The sequence below is a fragment of the Micromonospora sp. NPDC005206 genome (assembly GCF_040608175.1).
Lineage (GTDB): Bacteria > Actinomycetota > Actinomycetes > Mycobacteriales > Micromonosporaceae > Micromonospora.
Genome location: NZ_JBEXHU010000013.1, coordinates 231389 through 250196, shown reverse-complemented (window position 1 = coordinate 250196; position 18808 = coordinate 231389). Strand labels below are relative to the sequence as shown.

The window sequence follows — 18808 nt, the reverse complement described above, 5'->3', positions numbered from 1 at the left end:
TGACCGGCGGGTGAAAGTTCACTCCGAGTGACTTGAGTCACTTTCACTGAATTCTGCCGGGCCCGCACGTCCGGATCCTCAACGGTCATGGGATCGCCAGGCGACGGCGTCGGCGGTCACCGGGCTCGGTTGACCTCCTGGCCGAGCACGGCGGCGCGTCGCACGGCGCCCTCGGCGTCCGTCCGGTCGTCGCGGTTCACGCAGATCGTCAGCTCGCGGACCGGGGGCGCGGCGTGGTCGGTGGTGCGGTAGGCGGTGAAGGCGTAGGTGCCGAGTAGGCCACCCAGTGCCACCGCCTCCACGGCCTCGGCGGTGCCGGTCGGCAGCGCCAGCGCGATCGTTCCGGCGCCAGCCAACGCCCGGGCGGCCACCCCTGCGGCTCGGCGCAGAGCCTCGACGTCGTACTCCTCGTTGTTGTTGGCGGCGTCGCCGAGGCCGACCGCGAGGACCAGCCCAGCCTGGATGCCGGCGGGTGCGGGGAGCCTGACCGCTTCGCCCTCGGCACCGGTTGCACCCAGGGCGTTGAAGAGCTCGTCCAGTGTGCCGTCGAACGCCTTGGCCACCGCCGCCGCGCCGGGCGCCAGCACCGGGCCCCGGGGGCCCTTGGCGGTGCCGATCACGACGCAGTCCGCGGGCAGCAGCGCCAGGGGGATCGTGCTTGTCGATAGTGCGGTCACTGTCGTACGTCCTGTTCTCTGCGGAAGGCGACGGTCAGGTTCTCGGCGCGGCCAGCGCCGCCGGGGCCTCTTCCGGGGGCCGGCGTCGGCGGCGTTGGCTTTCCGCGGCGAACCAGGCCGACCCCGACGAGCACGACCACCATTCCGATGACGATCCGAAGGCTGAGACCCTCGTCGAGCACGATGGCCCCCAGCGCTACCGAGACCACCGGCAGCAGGTAGCCGACCGTCGCGGCGTTGGTGGCCCCCTCGGCGGAGATGATCCGGTAGGTGAGGTGGAAGGTGATCCCGGTGGCGACGACGCCCAGGATCACGACGGCGACCAGGGTCTTCGGGTCGATCTCGATCAAGGTCAGGCCACCGGCCGGCAGGGTCAGCGCGGTCAGGCCGGTCGCCGCGACGAGCTGCGCCGCGGACAGCGAGATGGTGGGGATGCCCCTGCCGACCAGGTTGCGGCCCATGTAGGTGAAGCCGACGGCGTAACTAGCCGCCGCGACGACGATGGCAAGGGCACCCCACCCGACCGGCCCGGTCGTCTGCCACGGCCCGAAGATCAGCACAACTCCGGCGAACCCGAGCAGGAGTCCGCCCAGCCGGAGCGGCCGGAGCCCGCGCTCCGAGCCGATCACGATGCCGATCAGCACCGACCACAGCGGGGTCGTCGCGTTCAGTACCCCGGCGACCCCGGAGTCGATGGTCTGCTGGCCGATGCTGAACATGGCGAACGGCAGGGCGTTGCAGAAGAAGGCCGCCACGACGATGTGAACCCAGACCGCCCCACTCCGAGGAAGCCGTCGACCCGAGCCGAGGCACACCACCAGCAGAGCGGCCGATCCGAGTACGCAACGACTGAGGGTGACCTGGACCGGAGTCAGGGCGTCCAGGGCCAGCTCGATCCAGAGGAAGGTGGAGCCCCACAACAGGGCGAGCACCCCCACCCGCATCCACGCCCACGTCCTGCCCACAGCACCGTTCACCCGGACCTCCTCGATTCGTCCCCACGAACAGTGCCGTGCCCGACTCGAAAGGAAAAGCAAAGAGTTCTGTATGAGCGTTAAGCTCTGCTACATGATTGATGTGCGACGCATGCAGGTGCTGCGGGCGGTGGTCACCAGCGGGTCGGTGACTGCGGCGGCGGCGCACCTCGGCTACACCCCCTCCGCCGTCAGCCAGCAGGTGGCGGCGCTGGAAAAGGAGGCCGGCATCGCACTGCTCGAACGAATCGGCCGAGGTGTGCAACCCACGGCGGCGGGCAGACTGCTCACCAGGCACGCCGCCATCATCAGCCAGCACGTCGCCGAGGCCGAGACCGCGCTGGCCGACCTGCGCGCCGGCCGTACCGGCCGGCTGACGATCCGCTACTTCGCGTCGATCGGCCCGAGCCTGCTGGCGCCCGCCCTCGCCAGACTCCGGCGTGAGCACCCCGGCGTGACGATCGATGCAAAGGTGACCGATCCCGATGATCCGCTGCCGAACGTCGAGCAGGGCAGTGCCGACCTGGCCATCGTGGTACGCCGACCGAGCGACGACAGCCACCAGGGCATCCGCGTGGTGCATCTGCTCGACGACGCGTACCAGGCCGTGCTGCCCACCGGGCACCCGCTCGCTGCGCAACGGGTGATCGACCTGGCCGACCTCGCGGGCGAGCCCTGGGTCGGCAGCGAACCCCCCGGTCCCTGCCTGGAGCCCATCATCGACGCCTGCGCCGCGGCGGGCTTCAGCCCGAACATCGTGGCGACGTCGGAGGACTACGCCACGGCTCAGGGCTTCGTCGCGGCCGGCCTCGGCATCAGCCTCATCCCCCGACTGGGGCTGGGCACCCGCCATCGTGGCGTCACCATCCGCCGGGTCCGTCGCCCGGAGCCGATCAGGACGATCTACGCCGCGGTCCGGGAGGCCTCGCTGACGCAGCCCGCACTGGGCGCACTGATCGACGCACTCAGAGACGCCACGAAGGAGTGAAACGCCTCGGCGGGAGGTCGGCGTGAGCACCTCCGACCTCCCGCCGAGAAGCACCCTGTCCTCAGCTCACCGCCTGCCTCACGAGGGCGCCGATCCTCGCCTCGTCGTCGGCCGTCAGCTCGGTCAGCGCGAAGTAGCACGACCACATGCTGCCCTCGTCGAGGTTCGCCTGGTCACTGAAGCCGAGCGTCGCGTACCGCGTCTTGAACTTCGCCGCGCTCTGGAAGAAGCAGACCACCTTGCCGTCGCGGGCGTACGCGGGCATCCCGTACCAGAGCTTCGACGTGAGGACCGGCGCGTTGGCCTTGATCACGGCGTGCAGCCGCTCGGCGATCACGCGGTCCGACTCCGACATCTCGGCGATCTTCGCGAGTACGTCTTTCTCCGGGTCGGCCTTGGCACCCCGCCGGGCGCCCGTCTTCAGCTCGTTGGCGCGCTCCTTCATCGCGCCGCGCTCCTCGTCGGTGAAACCGCCGTGCTGCTCGCGGTCGGCGGTGGTGGTCTTCGTGGTGGTCGACATGACAACTCCATCGGTGAGTGTGGCTTCGGGTGGTACGGGTCGGTGCGGTACTGCCGGTTCGATCAGGAACAGGTCACCATGTGCCCGCCTGCTGGCAGGTGGGCGCGTTGAGCCGGTTGAAGGCGTTGGTCATCGCGATGTTGAGCAGCAGTGCGGCCAGCTCCTTCTGGTCGAAGTGCTTGGCGGCCAGGTCCCAGAGCTGGTCCGGCACCGGGTCCGGTCGGTCGGCGAGCCGGGTCACGGCCTCGGTCAGCGCCAGCGCGACCCGCTCCTCGTCGCTGAACCAGGGCGTCTCCCGCCACGCGGCGACGGCGTGCACCTGGTCCGCGGTCGCACCATGCTGGCGGGCCTGGTGGGCGCCCCCGGCCACACACGGGCCGCAGCCGTTGATCTGGCTGGCCCGCAGGTGGCTCAGCGCCAGCAGCCTGCCGTCCAGCCCGCCGCCCGCGACGGCCCGGTTGACGGCCATCAGGGCCTCCATCGCGTCGGGGAGCAGAACCGCCGGGTTCGGCATGCGCTCGGTCGACATGGCTTCTCCTTCGTCCTCGTCGTCGGTGTCTCTGACGGGAGTCATCCGACCATCGGCGTGCCGGGGCATGCGCGGTCCGTGGGACACCGTGGGACACGGAGACCCCTGTCCAGCAGCGCAAACGCAGCGCCGATCCGCTTGCGCGGGCCGGGACGGTACGGTGTTGCAGGTGTCCAGCCCCCAGGAGCGACTGGTGGCTCAGCTGGCCCGGATCAAGGAGCTGAGCGGGCTCAGCCTGCGCGCCCTCGCCCGCGAGTCCGGTCTGAGCAGCTCCTCGCTGTCCCGGTACCTGACCGGTCGGCTGGTGCCGCCGTGGGACGCCGTCGTGACGCTGTGCCGGGCCGTGGGGCGTGACCCCCGGCCACTGCGTGCGGTGTGGGCCGAGGCGGCTCAGGCCGGCCCCGCACCCGTCCCACGCCGCAACGACCTGCCGGCCGACCTGTTCGACTTCACCGGCCGGGAGGCGGAGTCCGGGCTGGTCGAAGAGCTGCTGCGTACCGCTGGCGCGGTTGCCATCGACGGCATGGCGGGCGTGGGCAAGACCAGCCTGGCCGTGCACGTGGCCCATCGGCTCGCCCCTTCGTATCCGGACGGCGGGCTCTACCTCGACCTGCACGGCTTCACCCCGGGCCAGGAGCCGCTGGATCCGCAGATCGCGCTGGGCCGGCTGCTGAGCGCGTTGGACGTCACGCACCCTCCGGCCGGCGCCGCCGAACGGGCGGCGCTCTGGCGGTCGGAGTTGTCCCGCCGGCGGGCGCTCGTCGTGCTCGACAACGCGGTCGACGCGGACCAGGTGCGCCCACTGCTGCCCGGCGCGGGCAAGTCGACGGTCCTGGTTACCAGCCGGCACCGGCTGGTAACTCTGGACGGGGTGCCGCCGGTGTCCCTGGAGCCACTGGCCGACGGCGACGCGGCGACCCTGTTCGGCCGGGCGGCCGGCCTCGCACTGCCCGAGGAGGAGGCGGTCGGCCAGGTGCTGCGGCAGTGCGGCGGGCTTCCGCTGGCACTACGGATGGCGGGCGCACGGCTCCGTCACCGTCCAGGCTGGACGGTAGCGGTGCTGGCCGAGCGACTGCGCGATACGGCCAGCCGTTTCGATGCCGTGTTCGGCATGTCGCTCCAGCAGCTCGACGCGGTCCAGCGGCGCGTGTTCCGGCTACTGGGCCTGCTGCCGGGCGCCGACTTCGACGCGGCGGTGGCGGGCGCGCTCGTCGACCTGCCGCCCGACCGGCTCGACGTGGTTCTGGAGGAGCTGGTCGACGCCCACCTGATCCAGGAAATCTCGCCCGGACGGTACCGGACGCACGACCTGATCCGGCAGTACGCGGCGGACCTCGCCGCCGACGAGGAGCCGCAGGCCGAAGCAGCCCTGCGCCGGGTCCTGACGCACTATCTGGCGCAGGCGGTCGCCCACGATCGGACGCTGCCCTCGCCGTACCGCAGCGAACCCGCGCCGGGCGATCCGGCGAAGGCCATGGCCTGGTTCGACCTCGAGTACGTCAACCTGATCGCCTGCTTCGACGCCGCCGTGCGCCTCGGCATGGACGAGGTGGTTGCCGAACTGCCGCAGGCCATGCGGGTCTGGTTCTTCCGGCACCGCGGCACCGACGACCAGGCACGCCTGCTGGAAGCTGCCGCCGAGGCAGCGGCACGTCTGGGCCGCGACCAGCAGCGCGCTTCGCTGCTGGCGGACCTCGGCTACGCCCGTGCCGCCGCCGGACGTCTCACCGAGGCGGTCTCCGCCTACGAGCTGGCGGAGCGGTCCGGGCCCGACGACGACGACCTGGCAGCCGGTCTGGCGCTGCGTATCGGCCTGGTCCGCCGGGATCTCGGCGATTTCGAAGGGGCGCAACCGCACTTCCGGCGGGCGCGCGAGCTGTTCGAGAAGATCGGGCGCCGCGCCGGGCAGTCCCAGGCGCTGGCCTTCGACGGCTGGGTGACACTGCACCTCGGGCGGCACGGCGAAGCCGTCGAACTCGCCCGGGCATCCGTCGCCCTGGCCGACGGGCCCGCCCAGATCACCGGGCTGGTCACCCTCGGCGTCGCACTGGCGTCGAGCGACCCGGCAGAGTCACTGCGGGCGCTGCACGACGCGTTGCGGCTCTCCGAGCAAAACAACCTCCAACACAACCAGGCGTGGTGCCACAACTATCTCGGCGTGGCGCTGCGGGTCATGGGCTCACCCGAGAAGGCTCTCGAACATCACCGGCGCGCCTTCGAGCTGCTGGAACCGCTCGCCGAGGTGCAGATGGAGATCGACTTCCTGCACACCTACGCCGAGACGTGCCGTGTGGCGGGTCGCCGTGACGAGGCGCTGGCGCTGCTCGACCGGACCATCGAACTCGCGCGTGAGCTGCGCCGGCCGCACGACGAGCAACTTGCCCGGGCGGCGCGGGAAGCCGTACGCGCCGGCCGCTGATCGGCTACGCCGCATCCGGCGACGGCGCGGATCGCGCAGCGGCAATGGTCCGTCCACGTTCGGATCCGGGAAAGCGGTCGAGCATGGCCCGCACCTCGTCGGCAGTGACGTTGGCGCCGAACAACTCGCTGCCCGGTTCGAGCCGTACGCCCTCGGCGAGGGGACCGGCGACGACCGGATCGAAGCCGAGCGCGTCGACAAGGGACGCGACCACCGCGAGATCGGCGGAGTCGTCGCCAGCAATCGCGATGGCCTTGCGGCCGGCTGCTTCGGCGGGCCGCGCCTCGTCCTCAAGATCGTGGTAACCCATGTGGTTGAAGGCCTTGACGACCCGGGAGCCGGACAGGAACTCCTGGACGGTCTCGCTCGACGAGGTGCGCGGGTTGGTGAGGTCGTCGCGGATGCCGTCGATCTCCCACCAGTAGTTCATGGCGTCGACGACGAGCTTGCCGCGCAGTGCCTCGGCGGGGACGCTGCGGTACTTGCCCAGCGGAAGGGCGAGGATCACGATGTCAGCGCCGGCCGCGGCGTCGGCCGCGGTGGTGGCGACCGCTCCGGGCGTGAGCACCTCGACGGTGAGGGCGATCTTCTCCCGGTCGCCGGAGCCGGCGACGAGCACCCGGTAGCCGGCGGCGAGGGCGAGCCGGGCGAGCACGGTGCCCACCTTGCCGGCGCCGAGGACGGCGAGGGTCTGTGCAATGTTCCGGCCGTTGCCGTTCATGTCTTCCTTCCGGGGGCCGATGCGGGCGGTGGAACGGGTCAGCTGGCCAGGATGTCGCGGACCAGGGGGATCACCTTGCTGCCGTACAGCTCCACGGCGCGCATCCGGGCACTGACCGGCTGCGCTCCCGCCGTGTAGATGAGGTCGAAGCGGCCGACACCGACGCTGCGGATCGCCCCAGCGATGCGGCGGGCCACGGTCTCCGGTGAGCCGATGTAGAGGGAACCGTGCTCCACCTCGGCGTCGAACTCCTGGCGACGGATCGGCGGCCAGCCCCGCAGCCTGCCGATCCGGTCCCGCATGACCCGGTAGTGCGGCCAGTACAGCTCCTTCGCCTCCTCGTCGGTGTCGGCGATGAAGCCGGGGGAGTGCATCCCGACCGGGTGCGCGGTCGTGCCGAGCTGCTCGGCGGCCCGCCGGTAGAGGTCGATGTAGGGCGCGAAGCGGTCGGGAGCCCCGCCGATGATCGCGAGCATGAGCGGGAGGCCGTACCGGGCGGTACGCACGACCGACTGCGGCGACCCGCCGACGCCAACCCAGGTGGTGAGGCGCCCCGACTCCGTCTTCGGGAAGACGTCCGCGTTCTCCAGCGGAGCCCGCATCGTGCCGCTCCAGGTGACCGGCTGCTCGTCCAGCAGCTTGGCGAACAGTTCGATCTTCTCCTCGAACAGCACGTCGTAGTCGCGCAGGTCGTAACCGAACAGGGGGAAGGACTCGGTGAACGAGCCACGGCCGAGGATGACCTCGGCCCGGCCGTGCGACAGCGCGTCGACCGTCGCGAAGCGCTGGAACACCCGGACCGGGTCGTCCGAACTCAGCACGGTCACTCCGGAGGCGAGCCGGATCCGCGAGGTGCGGGTGGCGATACCGGCCAGCACGGTCTCCGGCGTCGAGACCGAATATTCGGGCCGGTGGTGCTCGCCGAGGGCGATGACGTCCACGCCGAGCTGGTCGGCCAGCACCGCCTCGTCGACGACCTGCCGGATGGCCGCCGCGTAGGAGATCGGCTTGCCTGAGTCGTCCTGCGGTACGTCGCCGAAGGTGTCGAGGCCGAACTCGAGGTCAGACATTGGTGGGCTCCTTCGCCAGCAGCTCCCGGACCCGCGGCGCGACCTCGCTGCCCAGCAGCTCGATGGTGCGCGCGCGTGCCTCGCGGGGCAGGTGCATGATGTCGTATTTGAGGTCGAAGCGGCTCAGCCGCAGATCGCGGGCCACCGTGGCGATCTTCCGCGCGACCGTCTCCGGCGACCCGACGAACAGCGCTCCGTGGTCGATTTCGGCCTCGTAGCGCGCGCGGTCCGGTTTGTAGAAGCCGCGCTCCTCGGCGAGCGCCGCCACGACCGGCTGCCAGTACCGCCACCACGTCTCCACCGCCTCCTCGTCGGTGTCCGCGACGAGGCCGAGCGAGTGTTGCCCGATCGGCCGCACAGTATGCCCGGCCTGTTTGAGCGCCCGGAGGTAGAGGTCGACGTGGCCGGCGAACCGCTGGGGACGTCCGCCGATGATCGCGAGCATGAGCGGAAGCCCGTAGCGGGCGGCGCGGACCACCGAGTTCGGGCTCCCGCCGACGCCGATCCAGGTCGGGATGCCGCCTGCCCGCATCCGCGGATGCAGCCGCTGCGCGGTCAGTGGGCTGCGCACGGTGCCGGACCAGGTGACCGGTTCGTCGCGCTGGAGCCGTACGAAGAGGTCGAGCTTCTCCTCGAACAACCGCTCGTAGTCCGCCAGGTCGTAGCCGAACAGGGGAAACGATTCGGTCGCCGACGCGCGCCCGAGAACAAGCTGGGCCCTGCCGTTGGACACCGCGTCGAGGGTGGAGAACTCGTGGTAGAGCCGCACCGGGTCGTTCGTGCTGAGCACCGTGACCGAGGTGCCGAGGCGGATCCGATGCGTCGCCGTGGCGATCGCCGCGAGCAGCACGGGGGTGGCCGAGTCGTTGTGGCCCTCCCGGTAGTGCTCACCCAGGCTGAACACGTCGAGCCCGACCGACTCCGCGAGCCGCGCCTCGTCGACGAGCAGCCGCACGGTCTCGGCGTCGCTCAGGACCCGGTCGCCATCGGTGGCCACCTCCCCGAACGAGTTGAGGCCCAGTTCGAAGCCTTCAGCCGTCATGTCTCCTCCTCATGCGGTCCCGCCGACACCCCGGAAAGGGGCCTTAGCGGTTGACACGTCAATGATGCTAACCTGCCAATTGACGCGTCAACCAAGGAGAATCGGATGACAAGGGCCACACCCGAGCGGCGGAGAGGACGCCAACTGCCGACCGCGGAGGAGCTACGGGTCTGGCGGGACTTCATCGAGACGACCGGAGAACTCAAGGCGCAGCTCGCGTCCCGCCTCCAGATCGAGTCCGCGCTCTCGCCGGCGGACTACGCCGTGCTGCTCGCCCTGAGCGAGGCGCAGGACCGTCAGATGCGCTCGTCCGAACTCGCGACACACATCGGTTGGGAGCGGAGCCGACTCTCCCACCACCTCGGGCGCATGGAGCGGCGCGGACTCATCCGCCGCCAGGCGTGCCCCACCGTCCCCCGAGGGGCGGAGGTGCTGCTCACGCCGGCCGGCGCCGAGGCGTTCCAGGGGTCCACCGTTCCGCACCTGCGCGCCATTCGCGAGCTCTTCGTCGACGCTCTCACGCCGGAGCAACTCGTCGCGGCGGGCGAGATCGCGGAGGCGCTTCGCGCGAATCTCGACCCGCGCGACGAGGAATGAGTCGGCGTCCGCGAAAGCTCGCCGGCCCACGCCGGTAGCTGGCCCCGCGTGCGAGCGCACGCCCGGTGCGGATCAGGTGAAGCTGGCGCCGCCGTCGACGAGCAGTGACTGGCCGTTGACGTAGGCGCCGTCGTCGGAGAAGAGGAACGCCACCATGGCGGCGAGGTCCTCCGGCCGACCCAGCCGCGGCGAACGTACCGTCGCGAGCATCTGCGCGCGGAACTCCTCGGTGGTGGACTCGAGCGCGGCGCCGGTGAGAACCACGCCCGGCGACAGAAGGTTGGTACGGACGCCGTGCTTGCCGCCGAGGCTCGCGGTGTGCCGGGTGAGGCCGATCAGTCCGCTCTTGGCCGCCTGGTAGGCGACGCGTTCGGGCTCGCCCAGCCACACCGCGCTCGACATGGTGTTGACGATCGAGCCGCCGCCGTTCCTCATCATGATCGGCAGGGCGTGCCGGATGCCGTACATGTAGCCGGTGAGGGTGACGTCGATGGTGTGCTGCCAGACGTCGAACGGTACCGAGGTGACGTCGGCGTCCCGGCCGAGGTTTCGTGGCGACAGATCCGCGGCCACGTTGAACAGGCCGTGCAGGCCATCGAACCGGTCGACGGTGAAGGTGATGACGTCCCGGTAGGACTCCTCGTTCGTGATGTCGAAGCCTCGCGCCACGGCTGTTCCGCCGGCGGCGGTGATGTCGTCGACCACGGTCTGGGCGGCGGCCTGGTTCAGATCCGCCGCGACGACCAGCATGCCTTCCTCGGCGAGGCGGATCGCCGTCGCGCCGCCGATATTGCCCGGCGCCGCACCGGCGACGAGGGCGACCTTGTCCTTGAGTCCACGCATCGCGCAGTTTCCTTCCACGCTTTCCGGGGGGTGGCGTTGATCGGTCCGGTCGAGCCCTACGCGGCGCGCAGGGGAGCGAGGGCCTGGCTCCAGGCCACGACCTGGTCGAGGGTGGCGTTCAGCGCGTCCCGCTGGAAGTCGTTGGGCTTGAAGACGCTGAAGTTCTCGAAGTCGGTGAAGAGCGAGAGCGCCACCTGGGACCGCACGTCGGCCAGCTGCAACTCAGCAGAGATCAGCCGCAGGTGCTCCACCGCCCGCGCGCCGCCCACCGAGCCGTAGCTGACGAACCCGACGGCCTTGTTGTTCCACTCGCTGTAGAGGAAGTCGATCGCGTTCTTCAGCGCGCCGGACGTCGAGTGGTTGTACTCCGGCGTCACCATCACGAAGCCGTCGAACGACGCGATCTTTCGGGCCCACTCCAGCGTGTGCGGTTGCTGGTACTGGCCCATCGCCGGCGGGTACACCTCGTCGAGGTGCGGCAGCTTGTAGTCGAGCAGGTCCACGAGCTCGTACTCGACGTCCGTGCGCTGCCTGGCGACGTCGTACACCCACTGCCCGACGGCCGCGCCGTTTCGTCCCGGCCGGGTGCTGCCGATGATGATGCCGATCCTGGTCATGTGCGGTTCCTCCTTGTACGGGGCACCCGAGCGGTGTCCTTGCGTGGCGACGCAACGGTACGTCAACAGCTTGCTTCGTCAAGCAAATACAGCGGACGCATGTTCACCGTCACATCGAACCCGACAAGAAGCCCGGACCGGCCCGAACCGCATAATCCGGATGAGCAGACGGATCGGGTACGCCGTGCCCCGCGCCGTCGTGTGACCTCGTTTGTCGACATGGAGCCTGGGAACTCGACTGCTTCAACGGCGAGAGGAGGGCCGCACGGTGAACGACAACGAGTTCCTCGACCTGGTGGCGACGCGATCCGGGATGTCGTCGGAGCAGGCGACTGCCGTCACGCAGGCCACCTTGACCACCCTGGCCGAACGGATCGATGGCGGAGAGGCGCGTGATCTGGCCGGCCAGCTTCCCGACGGGCTGCGGGCGTACGCCTTCGGCGGCAGTGAGACCGCGGAACGGTTCGGCCTCGACGCCTTCGTCGACCGGGTCAGCGGCCGCGCGGACGTCGACGCGGACGCGGCGAGGGACGGAGTCACGGCGGTCTTCGACGTCCTCCGGGACGCCCTCGACCCCGCCGGCTATGAACAGGTGGTCACCCAGTTGCCGGCGGAGTACGGCGACGTCGCCGACCAGACCGCGCCGTTCGTCCGCCGGCAGGCCTGACGGTCGCACGACGCGATCGTGGACGGCCGAGCGTCACGGGAGCGGTCGCCGGCGCCGCAATGACGGGTCGAGCAGGGCGGGCGGGGTGTCGAACTTCTCGTGCGCGGCAAGGTCGACGCCGGGCGGGACGATCGCGTCGATCGCGTCGAGCACGTCAGCGGTGAGCACGGTGTCCGCCGCGGCGAGCTGAGAGCGCAGGTGGTCCATGGTGCGGGGGCCGATGATCGCGCTGGTGACGGCGGGGTGCGCGGTGACGAACCCGAGCGCGAGCTGGATCATGGTCAGGCCGGCCTCGTCGGCGACCTTGGCCAACCGCTCGACGGCGTCGAGCTTGGCCCGGTTGGCGGGGATGGTCGTGTCGAAGCGCTGCGGCATGAACGCGGAGCGGTTGGTGGCGATCTCCTGGCCCTCGCGGATCGCGCCGGATAGCCAGCCGGAGGCCAGGGGGCTCCACGCCAGCACGCCGAGCCCGTACTGCTCGGTCACGGGCAGGACGTGGGTCTCGATCCCGCGCTGCAGGATCGAGTAGGCGGGCTGTTCGGTGACGTAGCGGCTCAGGTGGTTTTCCCGGGCGGCCCACTCGGCCTGCACGATGCGGTACGCGGGGAAGGTCGAGGAGCCGAAGTAGCGGATCTTTCCGGCGCGCTGCAGGTCGGTCAGGGCCGACAGCGTCTCCTCGTCGCTGGTCCGCGGGTCCCACCGGTGGATCTGGTAGAGGTCGACGTGGTCGACGCCCAGGCGGCGCAGGCTGTTGTCCAACTCGGTGACCAGCCAGCGGCGCGAGCTGCCCTGATGGTTGCGCTCGTCGCCCATGGGCATGTTCGCCTTCGTGGCCAGCACGATGTCGTCGCGGCGGCCGGCGATCGCCTTGCAGACCATCTCCTCCGACTCGCCCTGGCTGTACATGTCGGCGGTGTCGATGAGGTTGATCCCGGCTTCGAGGGCGACGTCGACGATGGCCGTGGCCTCGTCCTGGGTCGTCTGGCCGATCTTGCCGAAGTTCATCGCTCCGAGCGCGAGAGAACTGACCTGCACACCGGTGCGGCCCAAGGTGCGGTACTGCATGACGTGTTTCCTCCACTGGTCGGTTGGTTGTCGGTCCTCTGCTCTGGCATCATGAGCAAGCGGAACCTCGTTCCGTTAGAACCATACGGAACAGTGTTCCGTTTGCCAAGGCCGGTGACGGAGGGAACAGCGCGGTGACCCAGGGCGACGGGATTGTGGCGGGAGTGTCCCCGCGCAAGCGGGCCGATGCCGTACGCAACGAGAAGGCCCTGCTCGACGCGGCCGCCGCCGTCTTCGTGAACTCGGGCGTGGAAGCGCCGGTACGAGACATCGCGGCCAGAGCCGGCGTCGGGACGGGCACGATCTACCGGCACTTCCCGACGCGCGCTGATCTGATCATCGCCGTCTACCGGCACCAGGTCGACGCCTGCGCCGAGGCCGGTCCGGCTCTGCTCGCGAGCAGTGCGACTCCGCACGCCGCCCTCGGGCGATGGATCGACCTCTTCGTTGACTTCCTGGTCACCAAGCGCGGACTTGCCGGCGTGCTGCAGCCGGACAACGCCGGCTTCGACACGCTGCACGGCTACTTCCTCGACCGCCTCGTGCCTGTGTGCAACCAACTGCTCGACGCGGCAGCGGAGGCCGGCGAAATACGCCCCGGCATGGATGCGTACGAACTGATGCGCGGGGTCGGCAATCTCTGCATCGGCGCCGACAGCGACCCCAACTACGACGCCCGGCGCCTGGTCGAGCTGCTCATCGCCGGACTGCTCCGCCGAGGGTAGTCACGGCCCTGCCGGTCGTGGCCGCACCGGAACCGGCTGCTCCGACGCCCCCGATGGCACTGGTCCGGGGTGGACGGCGAAACGCCGCCGCCCACCCCGGACCGGGGCCTGGGTCAGGCGATCCGGTAGGCCCGCTGGATCGTCTGCGCCACCGTGTTGCCAGCGGTGTCGGTGGCCGTCATGCGCAGCGACACGAAGCCGGGCCGGCGCGGATGCTTGATCAGGGCGACGCCGTGGTGGACCGGCAACGCCACCCACGTCCTGCCATCGTCGAACGACGCGGAGACGCCGAGCGTCCGGTTGGGCGCGGCCGTCGACCCCGGATGCCGGTCCAGTGCCACGGGGATGGTCATCGCCCGGCCCGCCCGGGCCGTGTTGGTGTCGTCCAACGCGGGCGTCGCCCGGGCCGTCGTCAGGGGCAGCGGCTCCGGCTTCGACGTGTGTGCCGAGGTGAAGGTCCAGGCCACCGAGACCGACGTCGACAGGGTGTCCGGAGCACCGCGGGTGACGGTCGCTTCCAGGCGGTAGGTGGCCTTGTCGGCGGGCACCGGGAAGTCCGCGTACGAGCCGTCGGCGGTGGCGATCTCCTTGCCGTTTCTGGACAACCGGTAGTGGACCTGCAGGTCGTCACGGCTGGCGGGGCGGCCGGAGGCGTCGGCGAACAGCGGCGGCGACGCGACCGAGATGGTGTCCCCGTCGCGGCCCACGTAACCGAGCGGCGACCAGGCCGGAGGCTGCGCCACGGTGGGCCCGAAGGGCGCCGCGTTCCAGGTCTGGTGGTAGGTCCTGCCCGCCCGGAAGGTGGACTCCTGCGTGGTGAGGTTGTCGCCCTCGACGAACGTGGACGTCCAGACGAGTCCGCCGTCGGTGTTGTAGTACTCGGTGGCGTGGAACGGCAGGTCGAACGAGGTGCTCGAACCGATCGGGCCCGGGCCCCCGGGGGACGCCGCACGGTGGAAGCGGGTCGCGGTCGCGATGCTGGACTGGCTGCGGTAGGTCGTCTTGACGGTGGCGAGGTTCTTCGGGGAGAGCTTCCTGGTCAGGCCCGTGAACATGTCGCCCTTGCTCACGTACGCGAGGTCGTACGTGTAGGGGCTGTTCCGGAACGTCCCGTCCCGGCCCGGGCGGCCGAGCCCGACGCCCAGTGTGACCGCGAACTCGGGGGCCGCGACGGCGGGCCCGATCCGGCCGAAGAAGACGTCCGCGAACGACGTCCCGCTGAGCTGGACGCCCGGGTAGCGGAAGTTGTCGTTCCAGTTCGCGCTCACGTTGATCGAGAGCGCTGCGGCGTCCCGCTGGGGCACGGTCAGCGAGACCGGCCGGGCGGTGCGGGCGTCGAGCGCCTCGGTGACCGGGCCCCGTACGTCCAGGACCGGCTGCACGAGCAGCGTCGACACGTCGCCCTCGTGGATCGTGCTGTACAGCGCGTAGCGGCCCTTGGGCAGCCGCATCGTGCCACCGCCGGGTTGCCCGGCGAGGGTGGTGAACTCACCGGTGCTCAGGTTCGCCGCCACGGTGTCGTACTCCGTGGCCGGTCTGCCGTCGCGCCCGGTGTGGTCGAGCCGGACGTCGTAGCTCTCGATCTCCCGGTTGAGCGCGAACGGCGTCCGCACCCGCAGGTCCCCGGCGCCGGTCGCGGTCAGCGCGCCCGGGTAGAGGCCGTCGGGGGCGTCCACCCGGGTGTCCACGGTGATCGTGGCCTCGGCGCGGCCGCCGGCCGGCACCATCAGCGTGGCCGGGCTGACAGTGATCATGCCGGTGGGAGCCGGGGTGATGGTGAGCGAGAGGCTGACCGGTGCGGTGCCGGTGTTGCGGTAACCGATGACACGGGTGAACGGGGTGTCGTCGGCGTGGGGCCAGCGCTGGACCGGGAAGTCGATCGCGGCGACCTCAGCGGCGACGGGCTGTGCGACGGCACGACCGATGTCGACCCGCCCGGCGCCCTGGTCGTAGAGGCTGTCGGCGCCGGCCGGCTTGGCCGAGCCCATCAGAGCAGCCTTGAGCTGGGCGCCGGACCAGTCGGGGTGGCGCCCGGCGAGGATCGCGGCCGAGCCCGCCACGTGCGGGGTCGCCATCGACGTGCCCGACATGGGGGCGTAACCGCCACCGGGGGCGGCCGCCACGATGTCGACGCCGGGCGCGCTGATCTCGGGCTTGATGTGGTTGTCGCCGACGCGGGGGCCCCGGCTCGAGAAGTAGGCCCGCTCGTCGTCGGCGTCGACCGCGGCGACGGCGAGGGCGTCGTCAGCGGAGGCCGGCGTCGAGACCGACTTCGGCTTACCCTCGTTGCCCGCGGCGACCACGAAGAGGGTGCCGTACCGCTGGCTGAGGTCCTGTACCGCGGTCTCCAGCGGGTCGAGAGCCGGCGTGTCCGTGTCACCGAGGCTCAGGTTGATCACCCGGGCCTGCGGCGCCGCCCACTGCATCCCGGCGATGATGTCCGAGTCCTGGCACTCCGTGGTGGCGCAGACCTTGCCGACGACCAGCTTCGCGCCCGGTGCCACGCCCCGGTACCTGCCGCCGGAGGCGGCGCCGCTGCCCACGATCGTCGACGCCACGTGGGTGCCGTGGCCGACCGTGTCGCCGGGGTCGTTGCCGCCGGTGAAGTCGTGGATCGCGGCGATCTGCCCGGCGAAGTCGGGGTGGCTGGCGTCGATGCCGGTGTCCAGCACCCCGACCGTCACGCCGTCGCCGTCGAAGCCCGCCTGCCAGGCCGTCGGGGCGCCGATCTGCGGCACGCTGCGATCGAGGGAGACGTGGCGCTTGCCGTCCAGCCAGACGTGGGTGATCCCGGCGGCGAGCGCGCGCGCCGACGACGTGCCGCGGGTGAGTGACGACCACAGCTCGACCCGGTCGTCCAGGCCCGCCCGCACGGCCAGCGCGTTGGCGGCGGGCAGGTCGGCCCGCACCCGCGCGGCTCCGGCGGCGGACCGCGCCCGCGTCGCCATGTTCTCCGGGTACGTGACCAGCAGCGGAAGCTCGGCCCTCCGGTCGTCGTAGCCGAAGTCGCCGAGCGCGGTGAGGTCGAACAGCCGCCGGTCGAGCCGCCCGTCACGCAGCATCGGCACCGCGTCGACCGGGATGACGTACTGGTGGCCACCCTCTCGGCTGCTCACGAACCGCATGCCGGCCCGTCCCGGTCCCCGCTCGATCCGCGGGTGGCCGTCCGCGTCCAGCGACACCCGGTCCCCGGTGATCAAAGTGAAGGTGCCGCGCGGTCCGGAGACCGTTGCCGCAGGCTTCTCCTGCGCGCCGGCCGGGGAAGCCGTGAGGCCCGCCGCTGCCAGCGCGGTCGCGAGCACTCCGGCTGTCAGGGCGCGTCGTTGCCGTCGTCGCACATCGTCCTCTCCGCCACGGGCGTCTCCCGGGACGGCACGATGACGCCTGGCACGGCCGGCGGGTTGATCTTCAGGGGTGTGACGATCGCCACAATCACCCACCGCGCGGGCGCGCCCGGGTGCCCCTCCCGGTTACATGCGCCGGTGACCACGGGACGAGACGTCGGAGAGCGCAGGTCAGATGCGTGACGCCGAGGAGTTCGACGCCCTCTACGCGGCCTGCGCCGGCCGGATCGTGGGTCACGTCTATGCCCTCACCGGCAACCGCAGCGAGGCGGAGGACGCCGTCGCCGAGGCCTTCACCCGGGCGTGGCAGCGCTGGTCGACCGTCCGCGAGGCGGACAGCCCGGAGGCGTGGGTCCGCCGGGTCGCCTCCCGAATCGCGGTGAGCAGTTGGCGCAAGACGTTCAACCGGTTGCGCGCACACCGCCGGGCCGCCGTCGACCAGAGCGTGCCCGGACTCAACGAGGACCACGTCGCCCTGCTGCAGGCGCTGCAACGGCTGACCGCCAACCAGCGTCGCGCCGTCGTGCTGCACCACCTGAACGATCTCAGCGTCGCCGAGGTGGCAGCCGAGATGCAGGCGCCCGTCGGGACCGTCAAGACGTACCTCGCCCGTGGCCGGCGGGCCATGGCCGGAATGCTGAACGAGGCTCGGCAGGAGGAAACCTCCCATGACTGATCCGCACCACGACCTGACGGCTATCGCGGACGCGGTCCGACGAGTCACGACGCTGCCCGCAGCGGGGACGCTGCGCCGCCGTGGCGAGCAGCGCCGGCGGCGCCGCGCGGCCGTCTACGGGGCGGGGCTGGCCGTGCTGGTCGTGGCCGCTGGCGCCGCCCTCCTGCCGGCACGGGACCAGACGCCGGATCGGGCTGTCGGGCCTGCGGCCACGGCCACGGCCACGGTCTCGCCGTCGGTCGTCCCGTCCGTGACCGCCCCGGCCGGACCGCAGGAGATCCTCGGCGGCCGGCGGCAGGTTCTCATCGTGGTGCCCGGCATCGGTCGGGCGGCGCTGGCGATCGGCCGTGACGACGACCGGGTGCGGGCCAGCACCGAGCAGGGCATCGACGACCGCGCGCTCTGGGTCCTGCGCCCCGAAGGAAACAGATTCCGGATCATGCTGGCCGCGGCAAGCGGCGCCAGCCGGGTCTGCATGACCGTGGTGCACGACGCCGTGCCGGGAAGCGTCCGCGGTCGGGTGTGTGACACGACCGCGCAGACGCAGCTCTTCACGATCGAGCAGGTCGCCGACGGCAGTTACTCGATCTTCCAGGGCAAGCGTTACGTCCAGGTCGTCGACGGCACCAACGCCCTGGTCCCCGATCTGCCGGAGGCCCTGACCACGACGTACGAGTTCGAGGACCGGGGCAACCCTCGCGACTGAGTCCGCCGCCCTCGCCGGGGCGGACGGATCAGCCCAGGCGAAGGCTTCCTTCCCCGAGGTCGTCGAGGAGCGCCTGCGGCGCACGCATCCGCCACGCGTCGGTCACGAGCTCCGTCAGGCGATCGACGCCCACCTCCGCCAGGCGCAGCATCACCAGTGGCAGGCCGTCGTAGCCGGGCGTGGTGAAGAAGAGGTCGGGCTCCCCGAGCAGCAGAGCCTGCTTCTCGGCCTCGTCGCCGACGAACACCACCGCGACATCGGTTCGGATCTGGCGCGGCTTGCCCGGACTGCGCTCCGGGTAGGACCAGACGAAACCCCTGCCACCCACGCGGAAGTCGAAGCCCTCGCTGTCGATCTCGACCGCCTGCGGCAGGGCCAGCGCCAGACGGCGAACATCGTCCGCGTCAGCCACCGAGACCCCTCGCGAAGCGCAGAATCGCCATCCGCCCAGGCTACGCGCCGCCAGCCCGAGGATCTGAGTCCGGGCGGACGCCCGGATGAAAAACCGTAATCTGATCTCGCCTGCTGGAGTCGCGGCTGACGTGCGGAGATAACGCTCTCACGAATGGTGGGAGAGCGCTTGACGCGCCGGTGACCCAGCCGCAACGATGCATTTACATGTGTCGCG

At 70.9% G+C, this 18808-nt stretch carries 19 protein-coding genes; 7 read left to right on the top strand and 12 right to left on the bottom strand.

Going from position 1 to position 18808, the window contains the following annotated elements; translation table 11 throughout:
* Window positions 1–116: 116 nt before the first annotated feature.
* Window positions 117–677, bottom strand: a complete 561-nt coding sequence (locus ABZU69_RS21560; RefSeq protein ID WP_354966117.1) for a M17 family peptidase N-terminal domain-containing protein — start codon at window positions 675–677, stop codon at window positions 117–119.
* Complete coding sequence (locus ABZU69_RS21555) at window positions 674–1654, bottom strand: DMT family transporter (RefSeq protein WP_354966116.1); 981 nt, start codon at window positions 1652–1654, stop codon at window positions 674–676. The genes ABZU69_RS21560 and ABZU69_RS21555 overlap by 4 nt, the downstream gene beginning before the upstream one ends.
* A 91-nt stretch (window positions 1655–1745) precedes the next feature.
* Between ABZU69_RS21555 and ABZU69_RS21550 the strand changes: the two genes are divergently transcribed.
* Window positions 1746–2639 carry a LysR family transcriptional regulator gene (locus tag ABZU69_RS21550; RefSeq protein WP_354966115.1) on the top strand — a complete coding sequence of 298 codons (894 nt, stop codon included), beginning with the start codon at window positions 1746–1748 and terminating at the stop codon, window positions 2637–2639.
* Window positions 2640–2700: 61 nt separating this feature from the next.
* On the opposite strand, the gene ABZU69_RS21545 is transcribed toward ABZU69_RS21550, so the two are convergent.
* The gene (locus ABZU69_RS21545; protein WP_354966114.1) at window positions 2701–3159 is read right to left on the bottom strand and encodes a DUF1801 domain-containing protein; all 459 of its coding nucleotides are present in this window, start codon (window positions 3157–3159) and stop codon (window positions 2701–2703) included.
* A gap of 73 nt (window positions 3160–3232) precedes the next feature.
* Window positions 3233–3688, bottom strand: coding sequence for a carboxymuconolactone decarboxylase family protein (locus tag ABZU69_RS21540; protein WP_354966113.1), 456 nt, complete (start codon window positions 3686–3688; stop codon window positions 3233–3235).
* A gap of 169 nt (window positions 3689–3857) precedes the next feature.
* Here ABZU69_RS21540 and ABZU69_RS21535 point away from each other — a divergent pair, with 169 nt between their 5' ends.
* Complete coding sequence (locus ABZU69_RS21535) at window positions 3858–6107, top strand: tetratricopeptide repeat protein (protein ID WP_354966112.1); 2250 nt, start codon at window positions 3858–3860, stop codon at window positions 6105–6107.
* 4 nt (window positions 6108–6111) lie between these two features.
* Here ABZU69_RS21535 and ABZU69_RS21530 read toward each other — a convergent pair whose 3' ends face one another.
* The 3 genes from ABZU69_RS21530 to ABZU69_RS21520 are packed head-to-tail and all read right to left on the bottom strand — an operon-like array spanning window position 6112 to window position 8940.
* On the bottom strand, window positions 6112–6828 hold the full coding sequence (locus tag ABZU69_RS21530; protein ID WP_354966111.1) for an NAD(P)-binding domain-containing protein: 717 nt from the start codon (window positions 6826–6828) through the stop codon (window positions 6112–6114).
* A 38-nt stretch (window positions 6829–6866) separates the two neighbouring features.
* Complete coding sequence (locus ABZU69_RS21525) at window positions 6867–7898, bottom strand: LLM class flavin-dependent oxidoreductase (RefSeq protein ID WP_354966110.1); 1032 nt, start codon at window positions 7896–7898, stop codon at window positions 6867–6869.
* Entirely contained in the window at window positions 7891–8940 is a 1050-nt protein-coding gene (locus ABZU69_RS21520) for an LLM class flavin-dependent oxidoreductase (RefSeq protein WP_354966109.1), read from the bottom strand. Before ABZU69_RS21520 ends, ABZU69_RS21525 begins: the two co-directional genes overlap by 8 nt.
* Window positions 8941–9045: 105 nt before the next feature.
* On the opposite strand from ABZU69_RS21520, the gene ABZU69_RS21515 reads away from it, so the two are divergent.
* Complete coding sequence (locus ABZU69_RS21515; protein ID WP_354966108.1) at window positions 9046–9537, top strand: MarR family transcriptional regulator; 492 nt, start codon at window positions 9046–9048, stop codon at window positions 9535–9537.
* Between the two features lie 72 nt (window positions 9538–9609).
* Here ABZU69_RS21515 and ABZU69_RS21510 read toward each other — a convergent pair whose 3' ends face one another.
* The gene (locus ABZU69_RS21510) at window positions 9610–10380 is read right to left on the bottom strand and encodes an SDR family NAD(P)-dependent oxidoreductase (RefSeq protein ID WP_354966107.1); all 771 of its coding nucleotides are present in this window, start codon (window positions 10378–10380) and stop codon (window positions 9610–9612) included.
* A gap of 56 nt (window positions 10381–10436) precedes the next feature.
* Entirely contained in the window at window positions 10437–10997 is a 561-nt protein-coding gene (locus ABZU69_RS21505; protein WP_354966106.1) for an NAD(P)H-dependent oxidoreductase, read from the bottom strand.
* A 268-nt stretch (window positions 10998–11265) separates the two neighbouring features.
* On the opposite strand from ABZU69_RS21505, the gene ABZU69_RS21500 reads away from it, so the two are divergent.
* Entirely contained in the window at window positions 11266–11664 is a 399-nt protein-coding gene (locus ABZU69_RS21500; RefSeq protein WP_354966105.1) for a DUF2267 domain-containing protein, read from the top strand.
* A 33-nt stretch (window positions 11665–11697) separates the two neighbouring features.
* Here the strand turns inward: ABZU69_RS21500 and ABZU69_RS21495 are convergent, their stop codons facing one another.
* A complete protein-coding gene (locus ABZU69_RS21495) occupies window positions 11698–12729 on the bottom strand; it encodes an aldo/keto reductase (protein ID WP_354966104.1) in 1032 nt (343 codons plus the stop codon).
* A 134-nt stretch (window positions 12730–12863) separates the two neighbouring features.
* On the opposite strand from ABZU69_RS21495, the gene ABZU69_RS21490 reads away from it, so the two are divergent.
* Window positions 12864–13454: a TetR/AcrR family transcriptional regulator gene (locus tag ABZU69_RS21490; RefSeq protein WP_354966103.1), complete on the top strand. Its 591-nt coding sequence runs from the start codon at window positions 12864–12866 to the stop codon at window positions 13452–13454.
* A gap of 113 nt (window positions 13455–13567) precedes the next feature.
* On the opposite strand, the gene ABZU69_RS21485 is transcribed toward ABZU69_RS21490, so the two are convergent.
* Window positions 13568–16570 carry a S8 family serine peptidase gene (locus ABZU69_RS21485; protein WP_354966102.1) on the bottom strand — a complete coding sequence of 1001 codons (3003 nt, stop codon included), beginning with the start codon at window positions 16568–16570 and terminating at the stop codon, window positions 13568–13570.
* Between the two features lie 403 nt (window positions 16571–16973).
* On the opposite strand from ABZU69_RS21485, the gene ABZU69_RS21480 reads away from it, so the two are divergent.
* Together ABZU69_RS21480 and ABZU69_RS21475 are read left to right on the top strand one after the other, a co-directional pair.
* Window positions 16974–17474, top strand: a complete 501-nt coding sequence (locus ABZU69_RS21480) for a SigE family RNA polymerase sigma factor (protein WP_354966101.1) — start codon at window positions 16974–16976, stop codon at window positions 17472–17474.
* Window positions 17467–18180: a hypothetical protein gene (locus tag ABZU69_RS21475; RefSeq protein ID WP_354966100.1), complete on the top strand. Its 714-nt coding sequence runs from the start codon at window positions 17467–17469 to the stop codon at window positions 18178–18180. Before ABZU69_RS21480 ends, ABZU69_RS21475 begins: the two co-directional genes overlap by 8 nt.
* A 28-nt stretch (window positions 18181–18208) precedes the next feature.
* Here the strand turns inward: ABZU69_RS21475 and ABZU69_RS21470 are convergent, their stop codons facing one another.
* Window positions 18209–18592: a hypothetical protein gene (locus ABZU69_RS21470; protein ID WP_354966099.1), complete on the bottom strand. Its 384-nt coding sequence runs from the start codon at window positions 18590–18592 to the stop codon at window positions 18209–18211.
* Window positions 18593–18808 lie beyond the last annotated feature (216 nt).

Excerpts from the sequence above, each read along its gene's own strand:
- ABZU69_RS21540 (WP_354966113.1), bottom strand. The coding sequence starts at position 3,688 with ATGTCGACCGAGCGCATGCCGAACCCGGCGGTTCTGCTCCCCGACGCG.
- ABZU69_RS21520 (WP_354966109.1), bottom strand. The coding sequence starts at position 8,940 with ATGACGGCTGAAGGCTTCGAACTGGGCCTCAACTCGTTCGGGGAGGTG.
- ABZU69_RS21510 (WP_354966107.1), bottom strand. The coding sequence starts at position 10,380 with ATGCGTGGACTCAAGGACAAGGTCGCCCTCGTCGCCGGTGCGGCGCCG.
- ABZU69_RS21530 (WP_354966111.1), bottom strand. The coding sequence starts at position 6,828 with ATGAACGGCAACGGCCGGAACATTGCACAGACCCTCGCCGTCCTCGGC.
- ABZU69_RS21515 (WP_354966108.1), top strand. The coding sequence starts at position 9,046 with ATGACAAGGGCCACACCCGAGCGGCGGAGAGGACGCCAACTGCCGACC.
- ABZU69_RS21475 (WP_354966100.1), top strand. The coding sequence starts at position 17,467 with ATGACTGATCCGCACCACGACCTGACGGCTATCGCGGACGCGGTCCGA.
- ABZU69_RS21495 (WP_354966104.1), bottom strand. The coding sequence starts at position 12,729 with ATGCAGTACCGCACCTTGGGCCGCACCGGTGTGCAGGTCAGTTCTCTC.
- ABZU69_RS21480 (WP_354966101.1), top strand. The coding sequence starts at position 16,974 with ATGCGTGACGCCGAGGAGTTCGACGCCCTCTACGCGGCCTGCGCCGGC.
- ABZU69_RS21545 (WP_354966114.1), bottom strand. The coding sequence starts at position 3,159 with ATGTCGACCACCACGAAGACCACCACCGCCGACCGCGAGCAGCACGGC.
- ABZU69_RS21550 (WP_354966115.1), top strand. The coding sequence starts at position 1,746 with ATGATTGATGTGCGACGCATGCAGGTGCTGCGGGCGGTGGTCACCAGC.
- ABZU69_RS21525 (WP_354966110.1), bottom strand. The coding sequence starts at position 7,898 with ATGTCTGACCTCGAGTTCGGCCTCGACACCTTCGGCGACGTACCGCAG.
- ABZU69_RS21505 (WP_354966106.1), bottom strand. The coding sequence starts at position 10,997 with ATGACCAGGATCGGCATCATCATCGGCAGCACCCGGCCGGGACGAAAC.